This is a genomic window from Rhodoferax antarcticus ANT.BR, from assembly GCF_001938565.1.
GTDB lineage: Bacteria > Pseudomonadota > Gammaproteobacteria > Burkholderiales > Burkholderiaceae_C > Rhodoferax > Rhodoferax antarcticus.
In genome coordinates this window covers 41787-60623 of record NZ_MSYM01000019.1, presented here as the reverse complement: position 1 = coordinate 60623, position 18837 = coordinate 41787, and the positions used below count along the sequence as shown (strand labels likewise).

General features: G+C 59.5%; 22 protein-coding genes. 15 read left to right on the top strand and 7 right to left on the bottom strand.

The window, feature by feature from the left end; genetic code table 11:
* Positions 1–10: 10 nt before the first annotated feature.
* The 7 genes from aspS (at position 11) to BLL52_RS18385 (ending at position 6452) form a co-directional block, all read left to right on the top strand.
* Complete coding sequence (gene aspS, locus BLL52_RS18415) at positions 11–1825, top strand: aspartate--tRNA ligase (protein ID WP_075588106.1); 1815 nt, start codon at positions 11–13, stop codon at positions 1823–1825.
* A 68-nt stretch (positions 1826–1893) separates the two neighbouring features.
* Positions 1894–2370 carry a dihydroneopterin triphosphate diphosphatase gene (gene nudB / locus BLL52_RS18410; protein WP_075588105.1) on the top strand — a complete coding sequence of 159 codons (477 nt, stop codon included), beginning with the start codon at positions 1894–1896 and terminating at the stop codon, positions 2368–2370.
* Entirely contained in the window at positions 2367–3113 is a 747-nt protein-coding gene (locus BLL52_RS18405) for an endonuclease/exonuclease/phosphatase family protein (protein ID WP_075588104.1), read from the top strand. The genes nudB and BLL52_RS18405 overlap by 4 nt, the downstream gene beginning before the upstream one ends.
* A 9-nt stretch (positions 3114–3122) precedes the next feature.
* Positions 3123–4325 carry a cardiolipin synthase ClsB gene (gene clsB / locus BLL52_RS18400; protein WP_075588103.1) on the top strand — a complete coding sequence of 401 codons (1203 nt, stop codon included), beginning with the start codon at positions 3123–3125 and terminating at the stop codon, positions 4323–4325.
* Positions 4326–4430: 105 nt separating this feature from the next.
* A complete protein-coding gene (folE, locus tag BLL52_RS18395) occupies positions 4431–5132 on the top strand; it encodes a GTP cyclohydrolase I (RefSeq protein WP_075588102.1) in 702 nt (233 codons plus the stop codon).
* A gap of 2 nt (positions 5133–5134) precedes the next feature.
* Positions 5135–5557 (top strand): BLUF domain-containing protein, encoded by a 423-nt coding sequence (locus BLL52_RS18390; RefSeq protein ID WP_075588101.1) that lies wholly within the window; start codon positions 5135–5137, stop codon positions 5555–5557.
* Positions 5558–5576: 19 nt separating this feature from the next.
* Positions 5577–6452 (top strand): DUF429 domain-containing protein, encoded by an 876-nt coding sequence (locus BLL52_RS18385; protein ID WP_420852638.1) that lies wholly within the window; start codon positions 5577–5579, stop codon positions 6450–6452.
* A gap of 13 nt (positions 6453–6465) precedes the next feature.
* On the opposite strand, the gene BLL52_RS18380 is transcribed toward BLL52_RS18385, so the two are convergent.
* Complete coding sequence (locus BLL52_RS18380) at positions 6466–7302, bottom strand: MinD/ParA family protein (protein WP_075588100.1); 837 nt, start codon at positions 7300–7302, stop codon at positions 6466–6468.
* Between the two features lies 1 nt (position 7303).
* Positions 7304–8095, bottom strand: coding sequence for a GGDEF domain-containing protein (locus BLL52_RS18375; RefSeq protein WP_083634065.1), 792 nt, complete (start codon positions 8093–8095; stop codon positions 7304–7306).
* A 117-nt stretch (positions 8096–8212) separates the two neighbouring features.
* On the opposite strand from BLL52_RS18375, the gene BLL52_RS18370 reads away from it, so the two are divergent.
* Positions 8213–8785: a thermonuclease family protein gene (locus tag BLL52_RS18370; RefSeq protein WP_075588098.1), complete on the top strand. Its 573-nt coding sequence runs from the start codon at positions 8213–8215 to the stop codon at positions 8783–8785.
* Here BLL52_RS18370 and BLL52_RS18365 read toward each other — a convergent pair.
* The 3 genes from BLL52_RS18365 to gpmA form a co-directional block, all read right to left on the bottom strand.
* Positions 8772–9530 carry a HesA/MoeB/ThiF family protein gene (locus BLL52_RS18365; RefSeq protein WP_075588097.1) on the bottom strand — a complete coding sequence of 253 codons (759 nt, stop codon included), beginning with the start codon at positions 9528–9530 and terminating at the stop codon, positions 8772–8774. The genes BLL52_RS18370 and BLL52_RS18365 overlap by 14 nt on opposite strands.
* A gap of 14 nt (positions 9531–9544) precedes the next feature.
* Positions 9545–11014 carry a S41 family peptidase gene (locus tag BLL52_RS18360; protein ID WP_075588096.1) on the bottom strand — a complete coding sequence of 490 codons (1470 nt, stop codon included), beginning with the start codon at positions 11012–11014 and terminating at the stop codon, positions 9545–9547.
* Positions 11015–11105: 91 nt separating this feature from the next.
* The gene (gene gpmA, locus BLL52_RS18355) at positions 11106–11849 is read right to left on the bottom strand and encodes a 2,3-diphosphoglycerate-dependent phosphoglycerate mutase (RefSeq protein ID WP_075588095.1); all 744 of its coding nucleotides are present in this window, start codon (positions 11847–11849) and stop codon (positions 11106–11108) included.
* Between the two features lie 85 nt (positions 11850–11934).
* Here gpmA and BLL52_RS18350 point away from each other — a divergent pair, with 85 nt between their 5' ends.
* From BLL52_RS18350 to BLL52_RS18320, 7 genes are all read left to right on the top strand, one after another.
* Positions 11935–12342, top strand: a complete 408-nt coding sequence (locus BLL52_RS18350; RefSeq protein ID WP_075588137.1) for a rhodanese-like domain-containing protein — start codon at positions 11935–11937, stop codon at positions 12340–12342.
* A gap of 21 nt (positions 12343–12363) precedes the next feature.
* Complete coding sequence (gene grxC / locus BLL52_RS18345; RefSeq protein WP_075588094.1) at positions 12364–12621, top strand: glutaredoxin 3; 258 nt, start codon at positions 12364–12366, stop codon at positions 12619–12621.
* 74 nt (positions 12622–12695) lie between these two features.
* Positions 12696–13154, top strand: coding sequence for a protein-export chaperone SecB (gene secB, locus BLL52_RS18340; protein WP_075588093.1), 459 nt, complete (start codon positions 12696–12698; stop codon positions 13152–13154).
* 50 nt (positions 13155–13204) lie between these two features.
* Positions 13205–14221: an NAD(P)H-dependent glycerol-3-phosphate dehydrogenase gene (locus tag BLL52_RS18335; RefSeq protein WP_075588092.1), complete on the top strand. Its 1017-nt coding sequence runs from the start codon at positions 13205–13207 to the stop codon at positions 14219–14221.
* 23 nt (positions 14222–14244) lie between these two features.
* Positions 14245–15123: a carboxylating nicotinate-nucleotide diphosphorylase gene (nadC, locus tag BLL52_RS18330; protein ID WP_075588091.1), complete on the top strand. Its 879-nt coding sequence runs from the start codon at positions 14245–14247 to the stop codon at positions 15121–15123.
* Positions 15124–15214: 91 nt separating this feature from the next.
* The gene (gene nadA / locus BLL52_RS18325; protein WP_075588090.1) at positions 15215–16348 is read left to right on the top strand and encodes a quinolinate synthase NadA; all 1134 of its coding nucleotides are present in this window, start codon (positions 15215–15217) and stop codon (positions 16346–16348) included.
* A 71-nt stretch (positions 16349–16419) separates the two neighbouring features.
* Positions 16420–16680, top strand: coding sequence for a DUF3297 family protein (locus BLL52_RS18320; RefSeq protein WP_075588136.1), 261 nt, complete (start codon positions 16420–16422; stop codon positions 16678–16680).
* Positions 16681–16859: 179 nt separating this feature from the next.
* On the opposite strand, the gene panC is transcribed toward BLL52_RS18320, so the two are convergent.
* Positions 16860–17708 (bottom strand): pantoate--beta-alanine ligase, encoded by an 849-nt coding sequence (gene panC / locus BLL52_RS18315; RefSeq protein WP_075588089.1) that lies wholly within the window; start codon positions 17706–17708, stop codon positions 16860–16862.
* A 168-nt stretch (positions 17709–17876) separates the two neighbouring features.
* Positions 17877–18776, bottom strand: a complete 900-nt coding sequence (gene panB / locus BLL52_RS18310) for a 3-methyl-2-oxobutanoate hydroxymethyltransferase (protein ID WP_075588088.1) — start codon at positions 18774–18776, stop codon at positions 17877–17879.
* Between the last annotated feature and the right edge of the window lie 61 nt (positions 18777–18837).

The window sequence follows — 18837 nt, the reverse complement described above, 5'->3', positions numbered from 1 at the left end:
AAAGTTGTTTATGGCGATGCGTTCTCATTATTGTGGTCTGGTCACCGAGGCTTTGCTGGGTGAAAGTGTGACTTTATGCGGCTGGGTTAACCGTCGCCGGGATCATGGCGGCGTGATTTTTGTCGATGTGCGTGACCGCGAAGGTTATGTTCAGGTGGTATGTGACCCGGATCGTGCCGACATGTTCAAGGTCGCCGAAGAGGTGCGTAACGAGTTCTGCGTGCAGGTCAAAGGCCTGGTGCGTGCGCGCCCTGCAGGCACTGTTAACGACAACCTTAAAAGCGGCAAGATCGAGGTGTTGTGCCACGAATTGATCGTGTTGAACCCCTCAGTGACCCCACCGTTCCAAATCGACGAAGAAAGCCTGAGCGAGACGACGCGCCTGACGCACCGGGTGCTGGACCTGCGCCGCCCCTACATGCAAAACAACCTGATGTTGCGTTACCGCGTGGCGATGGAAGTGCGCAAGTTTCTCGATGCCAATGGCTTTGTCGATATAGAAACCCCGATGCTTACAAAGAGCACGCCTGAAGGCGCGCGTGATTACCTTGTGCCAAGCCGGGTGCATGACGGCCACTTTTTTGCCCTGCCGCAAAGCCCACAGTTGTTCAAGCAGTTGCTGATGGTGGCCGGCTTTGACCGCTACTACCAGATCACCAAGTGCTTCCGCGACGAAGACCTGCGCGCTGATCGCCAGCCTGAATTCACCCAGATCGATATCGAAACTTCCTTCATGACTGAGGAAGACATCCGCGACATGTTCGAGGGCATGATCAAGACGGTGTTCCAGAACACGCTGGGGATTGACTTGGGCGCGTTCCCGGTGATGACTTATCAGGAAGCCGCTATGCGTTTTGGCTCCGATAAGCCCGACCTGCGCGTCAAGCTGGAGTTCACTGAACTCACTGACGTGATGAAAGACGTGGACTTCAAGGTGTTTTCGGGCGCAGCCAACATGAAGGGTGGACGCGTTGTGGCGCTGCGGGTGCCGGGTGGTGCCAAAGAAGGCCAGGGGCTGACCCGCGGCGAGATCGACAACTATGGCGATTTCGTCAAAATCTACGGTGCCAAAGGCTTGGCCTGGATCAAGGTCAATGAGCTGGCCAAGGGCCGCGATGGCATGCAAAGTCCGATCGTCAAAAACATCCATGACACCGCTTTGCAAGCGATCCTCGCCCGAACGGGCGCGCAAGATGGTGATTTGCTGTTTTTCGGCGCCGACAAGGAGAAAATTGTCAATGACGCCATCGGTGCACTGCGGAACAAGGTGGGTCATAGTGAGTTTGGCAAAAAGAGCGGCCTGTTTGAGGACCGTTGGGCGCCCTTGTGGGTGGTGGACTTCCCGATGTTCGAGTACGACGAGGAATCAGACCGCTGGACGGCTGTGCATCACCCGTTCACCGCACCCAAAGACGGCCACGAAGATTTGATGGTGACCGATCCAGGCAAATGTATTTCCAAGGGCTACGACATGGTCCTCAACGGTTGGGAAATGGGTGGCGGCTCGGTGCGTATCCACCGCGCCGATGTGCAGAAAAAAGTGTTTGATGCGCTCAAAATCACGCCCGAAGAAGCACAAGAAAAGTTCGGCTTCTTGCTTGACGCACTGCAGTATGGCGCACCGCCGCACGGTGGTCTGGCCTTTGGCCTAGACCGCATCGTCACCATGATGACCGGCGCCGAGTCGATTCGCGATGTGATTGCCTTCCCGAAGACCCAGCGCGCCCAGTGCCTGCTGACGCAAGCGCCCTCGTTGGTGGATGAAAAACAATTGCGTGAGTTGCACATTCGTCTGCGTAATGCAGACCTGGTTAAACCGGTTTGATCCCTGGCCTTTGTGGCTTCAGGCAGAATCAAAGGGCGCTCTGAGAGCGCCCTTTTACATGGGACTTCATGACCGTTTTCAAAATTCCCGAATCCGTGCTGGTGGTGATTTACACCCCGGCCCTGGATGTGTTGCTGATCAAACGCGCTGATGTACCAGAGTTTTGGCAGTCCGTCACCGGTAGCAAAGACAAACCGGACGAAACCTTTGAGCAAGCGGCCCGGCGTGAGGTTTTTGAGGAAGCCGGTATGGACTGCCAACTAGGATCGGCTTGGCAGGAGAATTTGCAGGACTGGCGTCTGGAAAATATCTACCAAATTTACCCGCACTGGCGGCATCGATTTGCCCCGGATGTACTGTTCAATACCGAACACCTGTTTGGTCTGCAAGTCCCTGCTGGCGCGCCGGTGCGCTTGAGCCCGCGTGAGCACACCGACTATCGGTGGCTGCCTTACACGCAGGCGGCAGAGCTCTGTTTTTCACCCTCCAACGCGGAGGCCTGTCTAATGCTGCCACATTTGCTGGCGCGAAAAGATCCACCATGAGCACCTCTACCCAACTGATCCGCGTGGTCACCTACAACATCCACAAAGGCGTGCAGGGCATCGGCCCCGCGCGTCGGCTGGAGATTCATAACCTGGCGCAGGCGGTTGAATCGCTGGATGCGGACGTGGTGTGCCTGCAAGAGGTGCGCCATCTCAACCGGCGGGAGGAAAAGCGCTTTGTGCATTGGCCTGCGGGCGGGCAGGCGGATTTTTTGGCACCGCTGGGTTACAACTCGGTGTACCGCACCAACGCCGTCACACGGCATGGCGAGCATGGCAACGCCTTGCTGTCTCGCTGGCCGGTGCTGGCCCAACAGCATGAGGACATGAGTGACCATCGCTTTGAGCAGCGCGGGCTGCTGCATGTAGAACTATCGGCATTTGGGCGCAATGTGCACGTGCTGGTGGTGCATTTAGGGCTGGTGCGCGCCAGCCGGGTACGCCAGGTGGAGCAGCTCAAACGTTTTATTCAGCGTGAAATTCCGGCAGACGCACCGCTGCTGATTGCCGGAGACTTTAATGAGGGTGGCTGGCGGCTGCGCCTGGCCTTGGAGGCCATGGGCCTGAACACTTGGGCAGGTTTGCCACAGCCCACTTTTCCGGCACGCCTGCCACTGGCGCAGCTTGACCACGTTTTTGCCCGGGGGTTGCAGCCGGTCAGCCTGTCGGCGCCCCAAGGCCGCCTGTGGTGGCGGATGTCTGACCACTTGCCGTTAATTGCTGAGTTTCGGCTCATCGATTGATCTTGGAACATGGCTGGATACCAAGCGGGGCATCAGTTACGGCTTTTGCAGGGGGCTTCGGAGTTTTTTGACGCTCTGGTGCAAGACATTGCCGCCTGTGCTCAAGAGGTGCGGGTGGAAACCTACATTTTTAATGTTCAGGGATCCGGTGAAAAGGTGGCGCAAGCGCTGGTGGACGCTGCCTTACGCGGCGTCAAGGTGTATCTGGTGATGGATGGTGTTGGCACGTGTAGCCTGCCGGCGCCCTGGCCACAGCGGTTTGATGCGGCAGGCGTGCGTTGGCTGCTTTTTTCACCGCTGGGTCGAATGGGTTTGCTGGTGCCCAGCCGTTGGCGGCGGCTGCATCGCAAGTTGTGTGTGCTGGATGGTGCGATTGCTTATTGCGGCGGCATCAATGTCCTAGATGACTGGTGGGACCCGATGTACGGCCCGCTGGAGGCCCCCCGGTTTGATTTCATGGTGCGCGTCACTGGCCCGCTGGTGCGTGAGGTGCATGCCGCCATGGCCCAGTTCTGGTGGCGGTTGCGGGCGGTTCGCAGTGCCCGGCACGTCGATTGGTCAAGCGCCTGGCAGGCCCTGCAGAAAGCGGTGCAGCAGAAAGTGCCAAAACATGCGCAGCCAGTCGACAACGCGCCAGGGTCGCGGGCTCAGTTGGTGCTGCGCGACAACGTGCGCTTTCGCTCCCATATCGAGCGGGCTTACAGCTTGGCGCTGGGCGAGGCGCGCCATGACATCATTTTGGCCAACGCCTATTTTTTGCCGAGCCGAAAGATTCAACGTGGCCTGATTCATGCCGTGCAGCGCGGCGTGCGGGTGCGCTTGCTGCTGCAGGGGCGTTATGACTATTTCATGTCGCACCATGGCACGCGCGCTTTGTACGGCGCTTTGTTGGCGGGTGGTGTGGAAATTTATGAGTACCACAGCAGTTTCTTGCATGCCAAGGTGGCTGTGGTGGATGGCCGCTGGGCCACGGTCGGTTCTTCAAACATCGACCCGTTGAGCCTGCTGCTGGCCCGTGAAGCCAATGTGGTGGTTTCAGACCCGGCTTTTGCCAAGCTGTTGAGCGACCAGTTGGAGCTGGCGCTGCAGCAGCACGCCGTTCGTTTGGATACGCTCCAGCACGCTAGCCGGTCTTTGGGTCAGAAGGTATTGGACCGTGTGGCCCTGGCAGTGATGCACACTTTGCTTCTACTGACGGGCAAGAGTTATTAAAAGCATAGCGTATAACCCTTTAGCGGTAAGGGCTAGAGGCCTATAACCCTTATAACAAAACACTGCTACCATTTACGCCCACTTCACTCATTGCGACGCATCCCCATGAATCCTGTTGACACAGACGAAGGCACGCCGGTATCGGTCAAGATCCGCGAGCGTATCCAAGCCGCCCGCAAGCGTTTTCACGCCAACGACAACATTGCCGAGTTCATCCAGCCCGGCGAGCTGGAGCTTTTGCTCGATGAGGTGCAAGAGAAGATGAAAGGCGTGTTGGGCAGCCTGGTGATTGACACCGAGCATGACCACAACACAGACAAAACCGCCCGGCGCGTGGCCAAGATGTACCTCAAGGAAGTCTTTCAGGGCCGCTATGTGCCGCAACCTGCCATCACCGAATTCCCCAATGCCGAACACCTCAACGAGTTGATGATTGTTGGCCCCATCACCGTGCGCAGTGCCTGTAGCCACCATCTGGTACCCGTCATAGGCAAGCTCTGGATCGGTGTCTTGCCCAACGAACACACCAATGTCATCGGCTTGTCCAAATACGCCCGGCTGGCCGAGTGGATCATGGGCCGCCCGCAGATTCAGGAAGAGGCGGTGGTGCAACTCGCTGACCTGATCCAGCGCAAGACCCAGCCCGACGGATTGGCTATCGTCATGGAGGCCACCCACTTTTGTGTGGGCTGGCGCGGTGTCAGAGATTTGGACAGCAAGATGATCAACTCGGTCATGCGCGGCAGCTTCCTCAAGGATGCCAACCTGCGCCGCGAGTTTTTGTCCCTCATTGCCCAGAAAGGTTAATCATGTTGGTCCGTTTGCTTTATGCCAGCCGAGCTGTTGAGCCCAATCCCGAAACCATTGACGCTATCTTGCACGAATGCCGCAGCCGCAACCCCAACAGCGGCATCACCGGCGTGCTGTGCTACGGCGGTGGTATTTTTTTGCAGGTGATTGAGGGTGGTCGCATGGCCATCAGCCAGCTCTACAACCAGATCCAGCGCGATGCCCGCCACAAAGATGTGGTGCTGCTGCATTATGAAGAAATCACCGAACGCCGCTTTGCTGGCTGGACCATGGGTGAGGTCAACATGACACGCATCAATGCCTCCATCTTGCTCAAATACGCCGAAAAGCCTGAGTTGGACCCTTATTCGGCATCGGGCAAGGTCTCCATGGCGCTGCTCGAAGAGCTGATGGCTACCGCCTCGGTGATTGGCCGGGCTTGATTCGCACGGCTTGACAGCTGTGACAGTGCAAGCGGCTGGCCCGAGCCCAGCGTTGCTCGGCTGCGATTTCTCTAGTGCGCCCAGCCGCCAGAAGCCGATTGTGATTGCCCTGGGTGCCCAATTGAACGGGCGCGTTGTGCTATCAAAATTGGTCAAACTCGGCTCTCTGCAAGGCTACGCCGAATGGCTTGGGCAGCAGCCCGAGCCATGGCTGGGCGCGTTTGATCTGCCGTTTGGTCTGCCGCGTGAACTGGTCGAAACCTTGGGCTGGCCGACCGATTGGCAGGCCTGCATGACGCACTACAGCACGCTGAGCCGGGCGGAAATTCGGGCCTCATTTGCCGCCTTTTGTGATGCGCGCCCGGTGGGTGGCAAGTTTGCCCACCGCGCCACGGATCGCCTGGCAGGCTCCAGCCCCAGCATGAAATGGGTGAACCCGCCAGTAGCCTACATGCTGCATGCGGGTGTGCCTTTGCTATTGCAAGCTGGCGTTCACCTGCCTGGGTTGCACCCGGTGGCGCATGCCGCGCCCGCCACGGCGCCAGCAAGGCAGCGGCTCGCACTGGAGGGTTACCCAGGTTTGTTGGCGCGCGAGGTGTTGGGCCAGCGCAGCTACAAAAGTGACGACAAAGCGCGTCAAACGCCTGACCGGATGATTGCCCGCAAAGACCTGATCACCGCGCTAGAGCAAGGCCACACCCGGCTCGGCCTGCGCCTGAAGCTGACCCATGCCCAGCGCGACGCGTTGGCAGACGATGCCCGAGGGGATACTTTGGATGCGGTGTTGTGCCTGCTCCAAGCGGCATGGGCGCAACGCCAATTTGAGGCGGGAGATGCCCGCTATGGCCTGCCGGCGACGATGGACCCGCTGGAGGGTTGGATCGTTACCGCCTGAGAGCGTGGTGGCCTCACTGCGGCGTGTTGATGAGCGTGTCTTCAATTTTGCCGGCCAGTTGCGAGATGGCCAGCGCCGCCGGGCAACCCGGCATGGTCGTCATCATCAGTTGCCGACGCATCACCGCCAGGCGCACCGCCGGGTCGGCAGGGATGTCGCCCATGTGAATCAGGCGTACTTTTTCACCCGGCTTAGCCACCACAAACCGGTCTAACACCTGCTGCAACTGGTTAGTGATGGCACGCCCATCGCCCATGCGGGCGGTCTGGTTGATCACCATGCGGATGATCCGGCGCTGCTGCTCACCCACCAGCACCTTGATGGTGGCGTAGGCGTCGGTGAGCGAGGTAGGTTCTGGCGTGGCGACCACCAGCACCTCAGAGGCTAGCGACACGGCAAACAGCACCACGTCTGAGATACCTGCACCGGTGTCTAGCAACACAATGTCGTAGTGCGGCAGCAGCCCGGCAATGATGCGCAGAAAGTCTTCCCGCACATTGGGCGTCAGACGTGAATACTCGACCATGCCCGAGCCGGCCAGCAGCACCGAAAAACCGCCGGGTGCTTTCACAATGGCCTCTTCAAGCTTGGCCTTGCCGGTAAACACATCGTGCAGGGTAATCTTTGGGTAAAGATTGAGCACCACGTCCAGGTTGGCCAACCCCAGATCGGCATCCAGCACCAGCACCTTCTGGCCACGCTTGGCCAAGGCAGCAGCCAGATTGGCCGACACAAAGGTCTTGCCTACGCCGCCCTTACCGCTGGTAACGGCCAGTACCTTGCCCAGTGGCCTGATTGGCCCGGGCTTGAACGCCTGGCCTTCCGGTGTGGGTTGAATGTCGTCGTTCATTTCAGTTCATTCTGTTCATAACACTACCCGATGAACCGGTAGAACCATCGTTGGCAATGCTTTCAATCCAAGCCGGGTCACCCAGCGACAGCGGACCAAACAGCAAATGCTTTTCCTCAGCGCTGACCGCCAGCACAGGCTGCGCCTCAATACACACGCGATTACGCCCCTCAGACTTAGCGCGATACAGTTCAATATCGGCCCGGTCAACCCACAGCTCGGATGTTGAGCGCACCCAACGCGGCGCAAAGGCGCCGCCAATGCTGATGGTGATGCGCAAAGTCACCCCGGAATTCAGCTGGATTTTCAGCGCACTAACTGCCTCACGAATGCGCTCTGCCACCTGCTGGCCGTACTGTCCCTGGCAACTGGGCAGGATGATCACGAACTCTTCGCCGCCAAAGCGCGCCACGGTGTCCATGGGCCGCACACAACCCGCCAGGGTTTTGGCCACCACCTGCAATACCGCGTCGCCCGCAGGGTGGCCGTGCTGGTCGTTGACAGTCTTGAAGTGGTCGATATCGAGCATCAACAGCAGGGCTGACTCACCTGACCTTGCCACCATTTCGATCTCACGTAGCACAATGCTTTGAAAATACCGTCGGTTGGACAAGCCGGTCAGCGGGTCTTTGAGGGACAACTCGCTGAGCTGGTCGATGACGGTTTGTAAAAACTGCGTGGCATCGGTTTGGTCGTCGGGCAAACGCTGCCCACCATGCTCCAGTAATGCACGCGCGTCGTTGAGCCGCAATTGGCGTAAATCAACGAGAGATGATGCAGGCAATAAACTCAAGGAAATCGCTCTTTTTTTTGGATATTTTGAGTCTAACAGGTCGGTTATTCGGATCAGCCTCTTAACAGCGGGTACTTTTATGACCTTTTCGCGTGTTTCGGGGTGGGCATGACTTCAATGAGCCAACCTGCCAACGAAAGTTTCCATGTGAATGATGATCGGGCAGTGGCCTTTTGGCAGCGCTTGCTTGTCGTGAGTTTTGGCCTCTCTTTTGCTTCTACAGTGATAGCTGACGACGCATATTGGGCAAGGGCTACACGCGTTTCTGATGGTGACACCATGTGGGTGCAGCCGGTATCGGGCGCTGCGCCGAAAAAGCTGCGCTTACAGGGGTTGGATGCACCAGAACTCTGCCAAACTGGCGGCCCGGCCTCGCGTGAAGCTTTGCGCGCCTTGGTGGCACAGCGCGTGTTGAAAGTTCGCGTCAAGTACACCGACGACTATGGTCGGGGCCTGGCCCATATTGAAGCTGACGGGCAAGATATCGCAGCGGTGATGGTGCGCAGTGGCCACGCCTGGTCGTATCGCTGGCGCCGCAGTCTGGGGCCGTATGCTGCTCAGGAAGCGCAGGCGCGCAAGGCCAAAGCGGGCCTGTTCGCCCAGCCAGCGCCTGAACCACCGGGCGACTTCCGTCGACGCACCGGCAGTTGTTACGTGCCGGACGAGCAGGGCAGATTCAAGTTGAAGTAGGTGATCTGCAAACCGGACACGCTGGGTTGCGCTTGATGCGCATCTCGGTGAAGCGCATGCTGCGGCCGTCGAGCATCAGCAGACGCCCGGTGAGCGCTTGCCCCACGCCGCAAATCAGTTTCAGCGCCTCAGCCGCCTGCAGGCTGCCGATGATGCCGACCAGCGGCGCAAACACGCCCAGGGTGGCGCAGCGGGTTTCTTCCAGGCGTTCGTCTGGCGGGAACACACACGCATAACACGGTGAATCGGCATCACGCTGGTCATAAACGCACACTTGGCCATCAAAACGAATGGCCGCACCCGACACCAGTGGTATGTGATGCGCCACGCAAGCAGCGTTGATGGCGTGTCGGGTGGCGAAGTTGTCACTGCAGTCCAGCACCACATCGGCGCCGGCCACCAGTTCGTCCAGCAGGGTAGCATCAGCGCGGGCCTGGATGGGGCGAACCTGCACCTGGTGGTTGATCTCGCTCATTGCCCTGGTCAGGGAGTCGACCTTGGGCCAGCCAACACGGGCCTCGGTGTGGGCAATTTGCCGCTGCAGATTGGTGAGGTCTACCGTATCGTCGTCCATCACCGTGATGTGCCCGACACCGGCTGAGCTTAGGTACAGCGCCACTGGTGAACCAAGGCCGCCGGCGCCGATGATCAGCGCCCGCGCTCGTCCGATGCGCTGCTGTCCTTCAATGCCTATTTCATTGAGCAGGATATGCCGCGAGTAGCGCAGCAGATCGTCGTCATGCATCCGCTGGCGCTGGCTCAGTTCTCTTTTGTCTCTTCAGCGCGTTCCACCTGGGTCTTGCTGACCTGCACCGGCAGGCCCTTGAGCTGTCTAATAGCTTGTTGCAATTGGAAGTCTTTGTCAGAGCCGTACTCGGGCAGTTTGCGCTCGGCCGCAGGTTTTTTTAGGTCTTCTTCGAGCTTCTTGCGGGCCTCTTCGCGCTCTTTTTCTCGGGCAGCGTCTTTGACTTCGTCACCCTGGCCGCTGGCGAGGTGTTTTTCCAGGTCGGCCTCTCGGGTGCGCAGGGCTGCAAACAGGTTGCCCTCTGCAGTCTCGTCAACCATCACGTCAGGCACGATCCCTTTGGCCTGGATGGACTTACCGCTTGGGGTGTAGTAGCGGCTGGTGGTGAGTTTCAGGGCCGCTGTCGGGCAGTTGTCCATACGGAATGCAGAATCCAGGCAGACAGCTGTCTGCACCGAGCCCTTGCCAAAGGTCTGGCTACCCAGCAGTTTGGCGCGCTGGTGATCTTGCAAGGCCCCCGCCACAATCTCGCTAGCCGAGGCGGAACCCTCGTTGACCAACACCACCAAGGGCACTTTTTTCAATGCGCCATGGGTGATTTCCTCCAGATGCCGCAGTGGGTCATTGCCACGGCGGGCGTAGTAACTGGGGGATGCCTTGTAGGTGAATTTGCTCTCAGGCAGTTGGCCGTTGGCCGACACAACCACGACGTTCTCTGGCAAAAAGGCGGCCGATATGGCAACCGCTGCATCCAGGTAGCCACCCGGGTCGTTGCGCAGGTCCAGCACCAGGCCCTTTAAATTGGGATCCTGGCGGTAAAGCTCCTCCACCTTGCGGGCAAAGTCAGCCACCGTGCGTTCCTGGAATTGGCTCAGGCGCACCCAGCCGTAACCCGGCTCAATCAGCCGAGCTTTGACGCTTTGAGTCTTGATCACCTCGCGGGTGATGGTGACCTGGAAGGTGCGGCTTTCGTCTTTGCGGTACACGCTCAGCAGTACCTTGGTGTCGGGCTCGCCACGCATGCGCTTGACGCCTTCGTTGAGTGTCAGGCCTTTCACCGGTGTATCGTCAATTTTGACGATCAGGTCGTTGGGCTTGAGCCCGGCGCGAAATGCGGGGGAATCTTCGATAGGAGATACCACCTTGATCAAACCGTCTTCTTGGGTGATTTCAATGCCGACGCCGACAAATTTGCCGGTGGTGCCTTCGTTGAAATCCTTCAGGGTCTTTGCGTCCATGTAGACCGAGTGCGGGTCCAGCCCAGCCACCATGCCGGCTATCGCATCGGTGATGAGCTTTTTCTCGTCGACCGGCTCAACGTAATTGCTCTTGACCATGCTGAACACCGCTGCCAGTTGCTGCAACTCTTCCAGCGGCAAGGGGGCCAGGGAGGCCCGCGCCACCGTCTGCAGCGAAATGCTGGCAAGTGCGCCAGCCAACACGCCTGCCGACACTAAACCAGCAATTTTCAGTTTTTGACCCATTTTTATTTCCAAAGCGTAGAGAGGCAAGGCGCAAAAAATCGGTTTGATCCCGAATCCTGGCGGGGGGTTCCGGCCTGTAGCGGAAAAATTTTCAGGTTTTGCCCTGTGCGGCTACCGCTGCGGCAGCCCGGGCTGCCGCAGCGGCATCGCCCAGATAGTAGTGGCGAATCGGTTTCAGGTCGTCGTCAAGCTCATAAACCAGTGGAATGCCATTGGGAATATTGAGGCCAACGATGTCGTTGTCTGAGATGTTGTCGAGGTATTTCACCAGGGCGCGGATCGAGTTGCCGTGCGCCGCTACCACCACACGTTTGCCCATTTTGATGGCAGGTGCCAGCGCCTCGTTCCAGAACGGCATGACCCGCGCCACGGTGTCTTTCAAGCATTCGGTCAGCGGAACTTGTTCAGTTTGCAGCTTGGCGTAGCGGATGTCACTGCGTTCGCTACGCGGGTCGCTGGCTTTCAGCGCTGGAGGCGCGGTGTCGTAGCTGCGGCGCCAGACCAGCACCTGGGCATCGCCATATTGCTTGGCCGTCTCGGACTTGTTCAGGCCTTGCAAAGCGCCGTAATGGCGCTCGTTGAGGCGCCAGCTGTTGACCACCGGCAGCCAGGTGCGGTCCATCTCGTCGAGCACATGCCACAGGGTGCGCGTGGCGCGCTTGAGCACACTGGTGTAGCACACGTCAAAGTCATAACCTTCGGCTTTGAGCAGGCGCCCAGAATGGATGGCCTGTTCTAGGCCGACGGGGGTGAGGTCCACATCGGTCCAGCCGGTAAAGCGGTTTTCCAGGTTCCAGGTGGATTCACCGTGGCGGATAAGTACGAGTTTATGCATGGTTTCCCTTAGCGTGGTCTTTGTTCACTGTCGCATCATTCTAAAATGTCTGGCTAAGGTCACCTCTACTCAAAAGGATTTGCAAGTGAAATTTATTCTCGACAACTGGATGATGATTGCCGTAACGCTGTCTTCCGGTCTGATGCTTTTGTGGCCGGCCCTGCGCGGCGGTGGCCCGGGCTCTTTGACGGCCGAGGGCGCGGTGCAGCTGATGAACCGTGAAAAAGCGGTGGTGGTGGACATCTGCGAGGCCAGCGAATTTGCGGCAGGCCATGTGGTGGGCGCTAAAAATATCCCCCTGAGCCAGCTGGAAGGCAAGCTTGCCGGTGCGGTGAAAAACAAGACGCTACCGTTGATTTTGGTGTGCCATTCCGGTGCGCGCAGCTCGCGGGCGGTGCAAATCGCCAAAAAGCTCGGGTATGCAAATGTCCAATCGCTCTCAGGTGGCATGGGTGCCTGGCGCTCGGCCAACCTGCCTGTCGAAAAAGCCTGAACCCAACCACCGAAAGCACCCATGCAAGCTGTCAAGATGTACACCACCGCCGTGTGTCCCTATTGCATTCGCGCCAAGCTGTTGCTGAAAGCGCGCGGCGTGGCGCAGATCGAAGAGATTCGTATCGATTTGAACCCGCGCGAGCGCGATCTGATGTTGAGCAGTACCGGCAGGCGCACTGTGCCGCAAATCTTCATTGGCAGCACCCATGTCGGCGGCTGTGATGACCTGATGGCGCTTGACGGGCGTGGCGCCCTGATGCCGCTGCTGCAGGCCTGACACAACCCCTTTCGACCCTGGTGCCTGAACTCTCGGTGCCGGGTTTTGCCCCCTTTATTAACTAAGAGAACCCCATGTCCGATACCCCCACCCCCGTGTTTCAGATTCAGCGTGTTTACCTCAAAGAGATGTCCCTAGAACAACCGAACTCGCCCGCGATTTTGCTGGAGCAAGAGCAACCCACCGTGGATATTCAGTTGGGTGTGAACGCCGCTCCGGTGGCAGAGGGCATGTTTGAAGTGGTGGTGACTGCCACCGTGCACACCAAAATCCAGGACAAAACCGTGTTTCTGGTGGAAGCATCACAAGCCGGGATCTTCGAGATTCGCAACCTGCCGCCTGAGCAGATGGGCCCGATCATGGGCATTGCTTGCCCGCAAATCGTCTATCCCTACCTGCGTGGCAACGTGGCTGACCTGATCCAGCGCGGTGGTTTTCCGCCGGTGCACTTGTCCGAGATCAACTTTCAGGCCATGTACGAGCAGCAGCAAGCTGCTGCGCAGGGTGAAGCAACGCCGCAAGCGACTCAGTAAGTTTTAAGCCTTTTAGGCCTCTAGCCCTTATGGAACATGCGTAAGTAGCTATGAAAATAATAGTTCTTGGCGCAGGTGCATGGGGCACAGCGCTGGCCGTCAGCGCATCAGGTCAGCAGCACCGTGTTACTTTGTGGGCGCGCAATGCCGACCAAGTCTGGTCCATGGAGCAGCGGCGTCAGAACCAGCGTTATCTGCCAGATGTGGTGTTGCCACCCGGACTGGCTTTCAGTTCGGCAGAGCTGTCTGGGCTGCAGGCGCTGGCGTTTGATGCCGATCTGGTGGTGGTCGCCACGCCGATGGCGGCGCTGCGGCCGATGCTGACGACGCTGCGCGGTTTGCGCGCGCCAGTAGCTTGGTTGTGCAAAGGTTTTGAGACCCCGGTTTGTAAGCCTTTAGGCCTTCTAGCCCATGAAATACAAGCGCTAGTAGCTCCTGAAATGGTAGCTGGCGTATTGAGTGGCCCCAGTTTTGCGCTGGAAGTGGCGCGCGGTCAGCCCACCGCGCTGGTGGCCGCCAGCGTGCATGAAGCGGTGCGCCAGGCGCTGGTAGCGGCGTTTCACAGCCCGAGCCTGCGCGTGTATGCCAATGAAGACATCGTTGGCGTGGAGGTTGGCGGGGCGGTGAAAAACGTGCTGGCGATCGCTACCGGGCTGTGTGATGGCCTGCATCTGGGCTTGAACGCCCGCGCCGCCCTGATCACCCGAGGCTTGGCCGAGATGACACGTTTAGGCCTGGCCCTGGGTGCACGCGCAGAAACCTTCATGGGCTTGAGTGGTCTGGGTGATCTGGTGCTGACCGCCACCGGTGACTTGTCACGCAACCGGCGGGTGGGCTTGGCGCTGGCGCAGGGGCAGACCTTGCAACAAGCCACCAGCGCGCTGGGGCACGTGGCTGAAGGGGTTTACAGCGCCCGCACGGTGGTGCAGCGTGCGCTGGTGCTTGGGGTGAACATGCCCATCGCGCAGGCGGTGGTCGATCTGCTGGACGGCCAGATGACACCCCAGCAAGCCGTCGCGCGCCTGATGGGGCGCGAACCCACGGAAGAATTGGCCGCGTCGGCCTGAAACAAAAAAATAGGGAGCCACACATGACCAAACATTTCGACTTTTCCCACAAACAGGTGGCGGCGCTGGCATTGGAAGACGTCGCTCGCGCCTTGCGTGAAGACGTCGGTGAGGCAGATCTGACCGCAGGGCTGGTCGATCCCCAGCGCCGGGCCTGCGCCACTGTGGTGGCGCGTGAGGCGGCGGTGATTTGTGGTGAACCCTGGGCGCAGCAGGCTTTTTTGCAGATGGACCCAACCGCAGAGCTGGTCTGGCACATTCCCGAGGGTCACCGTTGCGAGGCCGATCAGGTGGTACTGGAGGTGCATGGCCAGGCCCGGGCGATGTTGAGCGCAGAGCGCACTGCGCTCAATTTTCTGCAGCTGCTCAGCGCTGTGGCCACCAAGACCAGCACCTTTGTCGAAGCGGTTCGTGAGGTTCCGGGTTCGCGCACCCGCATTGTCGACACCCGCAAGACCCTGCCAGGGCTGCGTCTGGCGCAAAAGTACGCGGTGCAAATCGGCGGTGGGCTGAACCACCGGCTGGGCTTGTATGACGCGGTGCTGATCAAGGAAAACCACATTGCTGCAGCCGGTGGCGTGAAAGCCGTGCTGGCATGTGCGGCCGAGGTCGCGCCGCAGGCCGTGTTTGTCGAGATCGAGGTGGAAACGCTGGAGCAGCTACGTGAAGCGCTGGAAGCCGGTGCCACCATGGTTCTTCTGGACAACATGGGTCTGATGCATTTGCACGAAGCGGTGCGCCTGAACGCCGGGCGCGCGGTGCTGGAGGTCTCGGGCGGGATAAATCTGTCAAGCGTCTGTGCTATTGCTTCTACCGGGGTTGACCGCATCTCTATTGGTGCCTTGACGAAAAACGTCAAAGCGGTTGATTTTTCGATGCGTTTTGTCAACGACCCGCTCTGAATCGGCCCAACTTTCATGAACTCCGGCCACCCCTCGGTCATGAAAGTTGTTTCGCGTTAATCTGCTCTCAACTTTGAAATCAGGAGTCGCCATGACGAATCCAACCCTGTCGCACAAAGAGGTTGAGTACGAACAGCCGCAAAGCGAGCTGGACGGCGGCCCTGTCTGCACCACCAAACAGGCGTGGGCGCGTGTGCCGGTGGCGCCCACCACCCTAGAGCGCGCTGCCCTCAAAGACAAGATTCGCCGCCTGCTCAAAGAGAAAAACGCGGTGATGGTGTCGCACTACTACGTGCACTCAGACCTACAAGATCTGGCCGAAGAAACCGGTGGCTTGGTGAGCGACTCGCTGGAGATGGCGCGTTTTGGCCGCGACCACGCCGCCACCACACTGCTGGTCTGCGGTGTGCGCTTCATGGGCGAAACCGCCAAAATTCTGTCGCCTGAAAAGCGCGTGCTAATGCCCGACCTGGACGCCACCTGCTCCCTCGACCTGGGTTGCCCAGCGGATGAATTCAGCGCCTTTTGTGATGCGCATCCGGACCGCACCGTGGTGGTTTATGCCAATACCAGCGCAGCGGTCAAGGCGCGCGCTGATTGGCTGGTGACATCAAGCTGCGCGCTCGACATCGTCAAAGCCCTGAAAGACCAGGGCCACAAAATTCTGTGGGCACCCGATCGGCACCTGGGCGGCTACATCCAGCGCGAAACGGGTGCCGACATGGTGATGTGGGAAGGCTCGTGCATCGTGCACGACGAGTTCAAGTCCTTTGAATTGCAAGAGCTGCTGCGCGAACACCCTGGCGCCAAAGTGCTGGTGCACCCCGAGTCGCCCGCAGCGGTAGTGGCGCTGGCCGATGCAGTGGGTTCCACCTCCGCCATCCTGAACGCCGCGCGGCAGATGGATGCCAAAGAGTTCATCGTCGCCACCGACAACGGCATGATGCACAAGCTGCGCACCCTGAACCCGGGCAAAACCTTCATGGAGGCGCCCACCTCTGGCAACAGCGCCACCTGCAAGAGCTGCGCGCACTGCCCGTGGATGGCCATGAACGGCTTGGCTGACGTGGCGCGGGTGCTGGAAACCGGTGCCAACGAGATTCAGGTAGACCCAGCGCTGGGCCTGCGCGCCAAGTTGCCGATTGACCGGATGCTGGCCTTCACCGCAGCGCTCAAACAAGGCTCTGTGCCAAAAGGCCTTGTAGCCCATATCGGTGCTGCCTGAATTGCTATTGAATTAATACTTACTGCCGCCATTCAGCGGCTCACACCATGAACGACACCACCACTGACACCATGACCGACGCCACCATCGACGCCATCACCCGCCCCGAACTGCCTGACCATTTGTCCATTCACGCCCACAGCCCGTTTTACAACGCTGCCGTGGTCGAACACGATGTGGGCATCCGCCTCAACGACAAGGAGCGCACCGACGTTGAGGAATACTGTCTGAGTGAAGGCTGGGTGAAAGTGCCCGCCAGCAAAACCCGCGACCGCAAGGGCCGGCCGTTGCTGATCAAGCTCAAAGGCAAGGTCGAGGCGTTCTACAAGTAATTCCGGGGCCAAAGCAGCTCTGTCGGGCGGGCGCGCATTTAACGGCTTCGCGCGTGGCCGATTCGGTCGTTCGCAGCGCCTCAATTTTTGCTTCGATGCCGAAAGACTGATTGCCTGCTAAAGACGCAAGATCTGGCAACGCAAGAGGGCTGACCCGGCTCGCCGCTGGGCAATGCGCCTCAGATTTCCAGGTTGTCGATAAGGCGGGTGTTGCCCACCCGGGCCGCAGCCAGCAGCACCAGACCTGAGTGGGTCAGCAAGCTGGGCAGCTCGGCGGCAGAGGGTGTCTGCAGGTTGCTGCGTTGGCGCACCGTCAAGTAATCGGGTTTCCAGCCGCGTGCCTCTAGTGCCTCTGTGGCCACAGCTTCGAGCGCGGGGAGGATGGTGGCGCCTGCCTGCAAGGCTTGGGCCATGGCTTTCAGGGCCAGCGAGAGTTGCACCGCCTCCACACGCTCGGCAGGGCTCAGGTAATTGTTGCGCGAGGACAGCGCCAGGCCGTCGTCGCTGCGCTGGGTCGGGCCACCAATCACCTCGATGGGCAGCGCAAACTGCTGCGCCATGCGCTGGATCACCATCAACTGCTGGTAGTCTTTTTTGCCAAACAGCGCCACGCGCGGCTGCACGCAGGCAAACAGTTTCATCACCACCGTGCAGACGCCGCCAAAAAACCCCGGCCTGAAGTGGCCCTCCAACATGTTGGCCAGGTCGGTGGGGGGTTGCACGGTGAAGGCCTGCGGCTCGGGGTAAAGCTCTTTTTCGCTGGGTGCAAAGAGCACGTCGCAGCCCGCAGCGTCCAATGCCTGGCAATCGGCCTCCCAGGTGCGCGGGTAGGTGTCAAAGTCTTCGTGCGGCAAAAACTGCAAGCGGTTAACAAAAATGCTCACCACCACCACATCACCGAGTGGTTTCGCTTGACGCACCAGCGCCAAGTGACCGGCGTGCAAATTGCCCATGGTCGGAACAAACGCCGGGTGCTTGAAGGCCGCCAAATGCGTGCGCAGTTCAGCGATGGTGTGTATTATTTTCATAGTGAATAACCCAGGATGATCCAGGGCTAGAGGCTGATTTGATGATATTTTCTTGGCAAGTACAAGCGTTGGCCGGTTGCCGCTGCTGGAGAGTTAGAGGTTTTGTTGAACTGGTGAGTTGGAGAGCTCACGCTCCACACCAGAGGCGGCGCCTCACTAGGGGGCACCTCACCAAGCGTGCAAGGTGTTGTCTGGGAAACTGCCGTTTTTGACAGCTTGAACATAGGTGCTGATGGCTTCCTTGATGCCGTGCTGGCCAGGAATGCCGGGCAGCTCGGCCATGAAGTTGCGAACAAATTTCGGATTCTTGCCTAGGTTCAGGCCCAGCATGTCATGCAGTACCAGCACCTGGCCTGCTGTGCCTTTGCCAGCGCCAATGCCAATGGTTGGGCAGTGGTCCAGCTCGGCGGTTAGCTCGGCCGACAGGGCGGCGGGCACCATCTCCAGCACCAGCAAGGAGGCGCCAGCATCTTGCAGCGCATGCGCGTGGCGCTTAAGGAGGGCGGCAGATTCAACAGTTTTGCCTTGCACCCGGTAACCGCCCAGCGCGTGCACGGTTTGCGGTGTCAGGCCCAAGTGGGCGCAGACCGGGATGCCGCGCTCCACCAGAAAGCGCACCGTGTCAGCCGTCCAGCCACCACCCTCCAGCTTGACCATGTGGGCACCGGCTTGCATCAGCACAACGGCGCTGCGCAAGGCCTGCTCTTTAGACTCGTGGTAGGTGCCAAACGGCAGGTCGCCAATGATCCAGGCAGTACCTTGCACCCGACGCACGCCGCGGGTGACGCATTCGACGTGGTAGCGCATGGTGTCCAGCGACACACCCACGGTGCTCGACAGCCCCTGGCAGACCATGCCCAGCGAGTCACCCACCAGAATGCACTCCACCCCGGCGGCGTCTGCCACAGCGGCAAAAGTGGCGTCGTAGGCGGTGAGCATGACAATTTTTTCGCCGCGCGCATGCATCTCCAGCAGGCGCGGCAGGCTGACCGGTTTGCGCGTGGCCGGGTTGCTGGCCGGTGGCAAAGTGCCGTAGGGGCTGGCATTCTGGATGGTGGGCTCGGTCATGCGGAAATTTCCCCAAAAAAAAGTGGCGTGAGTCTAAACGAGGCGCGACCGGGCTTGGCGG

Excerpts from the sequence above, each read along its gene's own strand:
- aspS (WP_075588106.1), top strand. The coding sequence starts at position 11 with ATGGCGATGCGTTCTCATTATTGTGGTCTGGTCACCGAGGCTTTGCTG.
- nudB (WP_075588105.1), top strand. The coding sequence starts at position 1,894 with ATGACCGTTTTCAAAATTCCCGAATCCGTGCTGGTGGTGATTTACACC.
- BLL52_RS18405 (WP_075588104.1), top strand. The coding sequence starts at position 2,367 with ATGAGCACCTCTACCCAACTGATCCGCGTGGTCACCTACAACATCCAC.
- clsB (WP_075588103.1), top strand. The coding sequence starts at position 3,123 with ATGGCTGGATACCAAGCGGGGCATCAGTTACGGCTTTTGCAGGGGGCT.
- folE (WP_075588102.1), top strand. The coding sequence starts at position 4,431 with ATGAATCCTGTTGACACAGACGAAGGCACGCCGGTATCGGTCAAGATC.
- BLL52_RS18390 (WP_075588101.1), top strand. The coding sequence starts at position 5,135 with ATGTTGGTCCGTTTGCTTTATGCCAGCCGAGCTGTTGAGCCCAATCCC.
- BLL52_RS18380 (WP_075588100.1), bottom strand. The coding sequence starts at position 7,302 with ATGAACGACGACATTCAACCCACACCGGAAGGCCAGGCGTTCAAGCCC.
- BLL52_RS18370 (WP_075588098.1), top strand. The coding sequence starts at position 8,213 with ATGAGCCAACCTGCCAACGAAAGTTTCCATGTGAATGATGATCGGGCA.
- BLL52_RS18365 (WP_075588097.1), bottom strand. The coding sequence starts at position 9,530 with ATGCATGACGACGATCTGCTGCGCTACTCGCGGCATATCCTGCTCAAT.
- BLL52_RS18360 (WP_075588096.1), bottom strand. The coding sequence starts at position 11,014 with ATGGGTCAAAAACTGAAAATTGCTGGTTTAGTGTCGGCAGGCGTGTTG.
- gpmA (WP_075588095.1), bottom strand. The coding sequence starts at position 11,849 with ATGCATAAACTCGTACTTATCCGCCACGGTGAATCCACCTGGAACCTG.
- grxC (WP_075588094.1), top strand. The coding sequence starts at position 12,364 with ATGCAAGCTGTCAAGATGTACACCACCGCCGTGTGTCCCTATTGCATT.
- secB (WP_075588093.1), top strand. The coding sequence starts at position 12,696 with ATGTCCGATACCCCCACCCCCGTGTTTCAGATTCAGCGTGTTTACCTC.
- BLL52_RS18335 (WP_075588092.1), top strand. The coding sequence starts at position 13,205 with ATGAAAATAATAGTTCTTGGCGCAGGTGCATGGGGCACAGCGCTGGCC.
- nadC (WP_075588091.1), top strand. The coding sequence starts at position 14,245 with ATGACCAAACATTTCGACTTTTCCCACAAACAGGTGGCGGCGCTGGCA.
- nadA (WP_075588090.1), top strand. The coding sequence starts at position 15,215 with ATGACGAATCCAACCCTGTCGCACAAAGAGGTTGAGTACGAACAGCCG.
- BLL52_RS18320 (WP_075588136.1), top strand. The coding sequence starts at position 16,420 with ATGACCGACGCCACCATCGACGCCATCACCCGCCCCGAACTGCCTGAC.
- panC (WP_075588089.1), bottom strand. The coding sequence starts at position 17,708 with ATGAAAATAATACACACCATCGCTGAACTGCGCACGCATTTGGCGGCC.
- panB (WP_075588088.1), bottom strand. The coding sequence starts at position 18,776 with ATGACCGAGCCCACCATCCAGAATGCCAGCCCCTACGGCACTTTGCCA.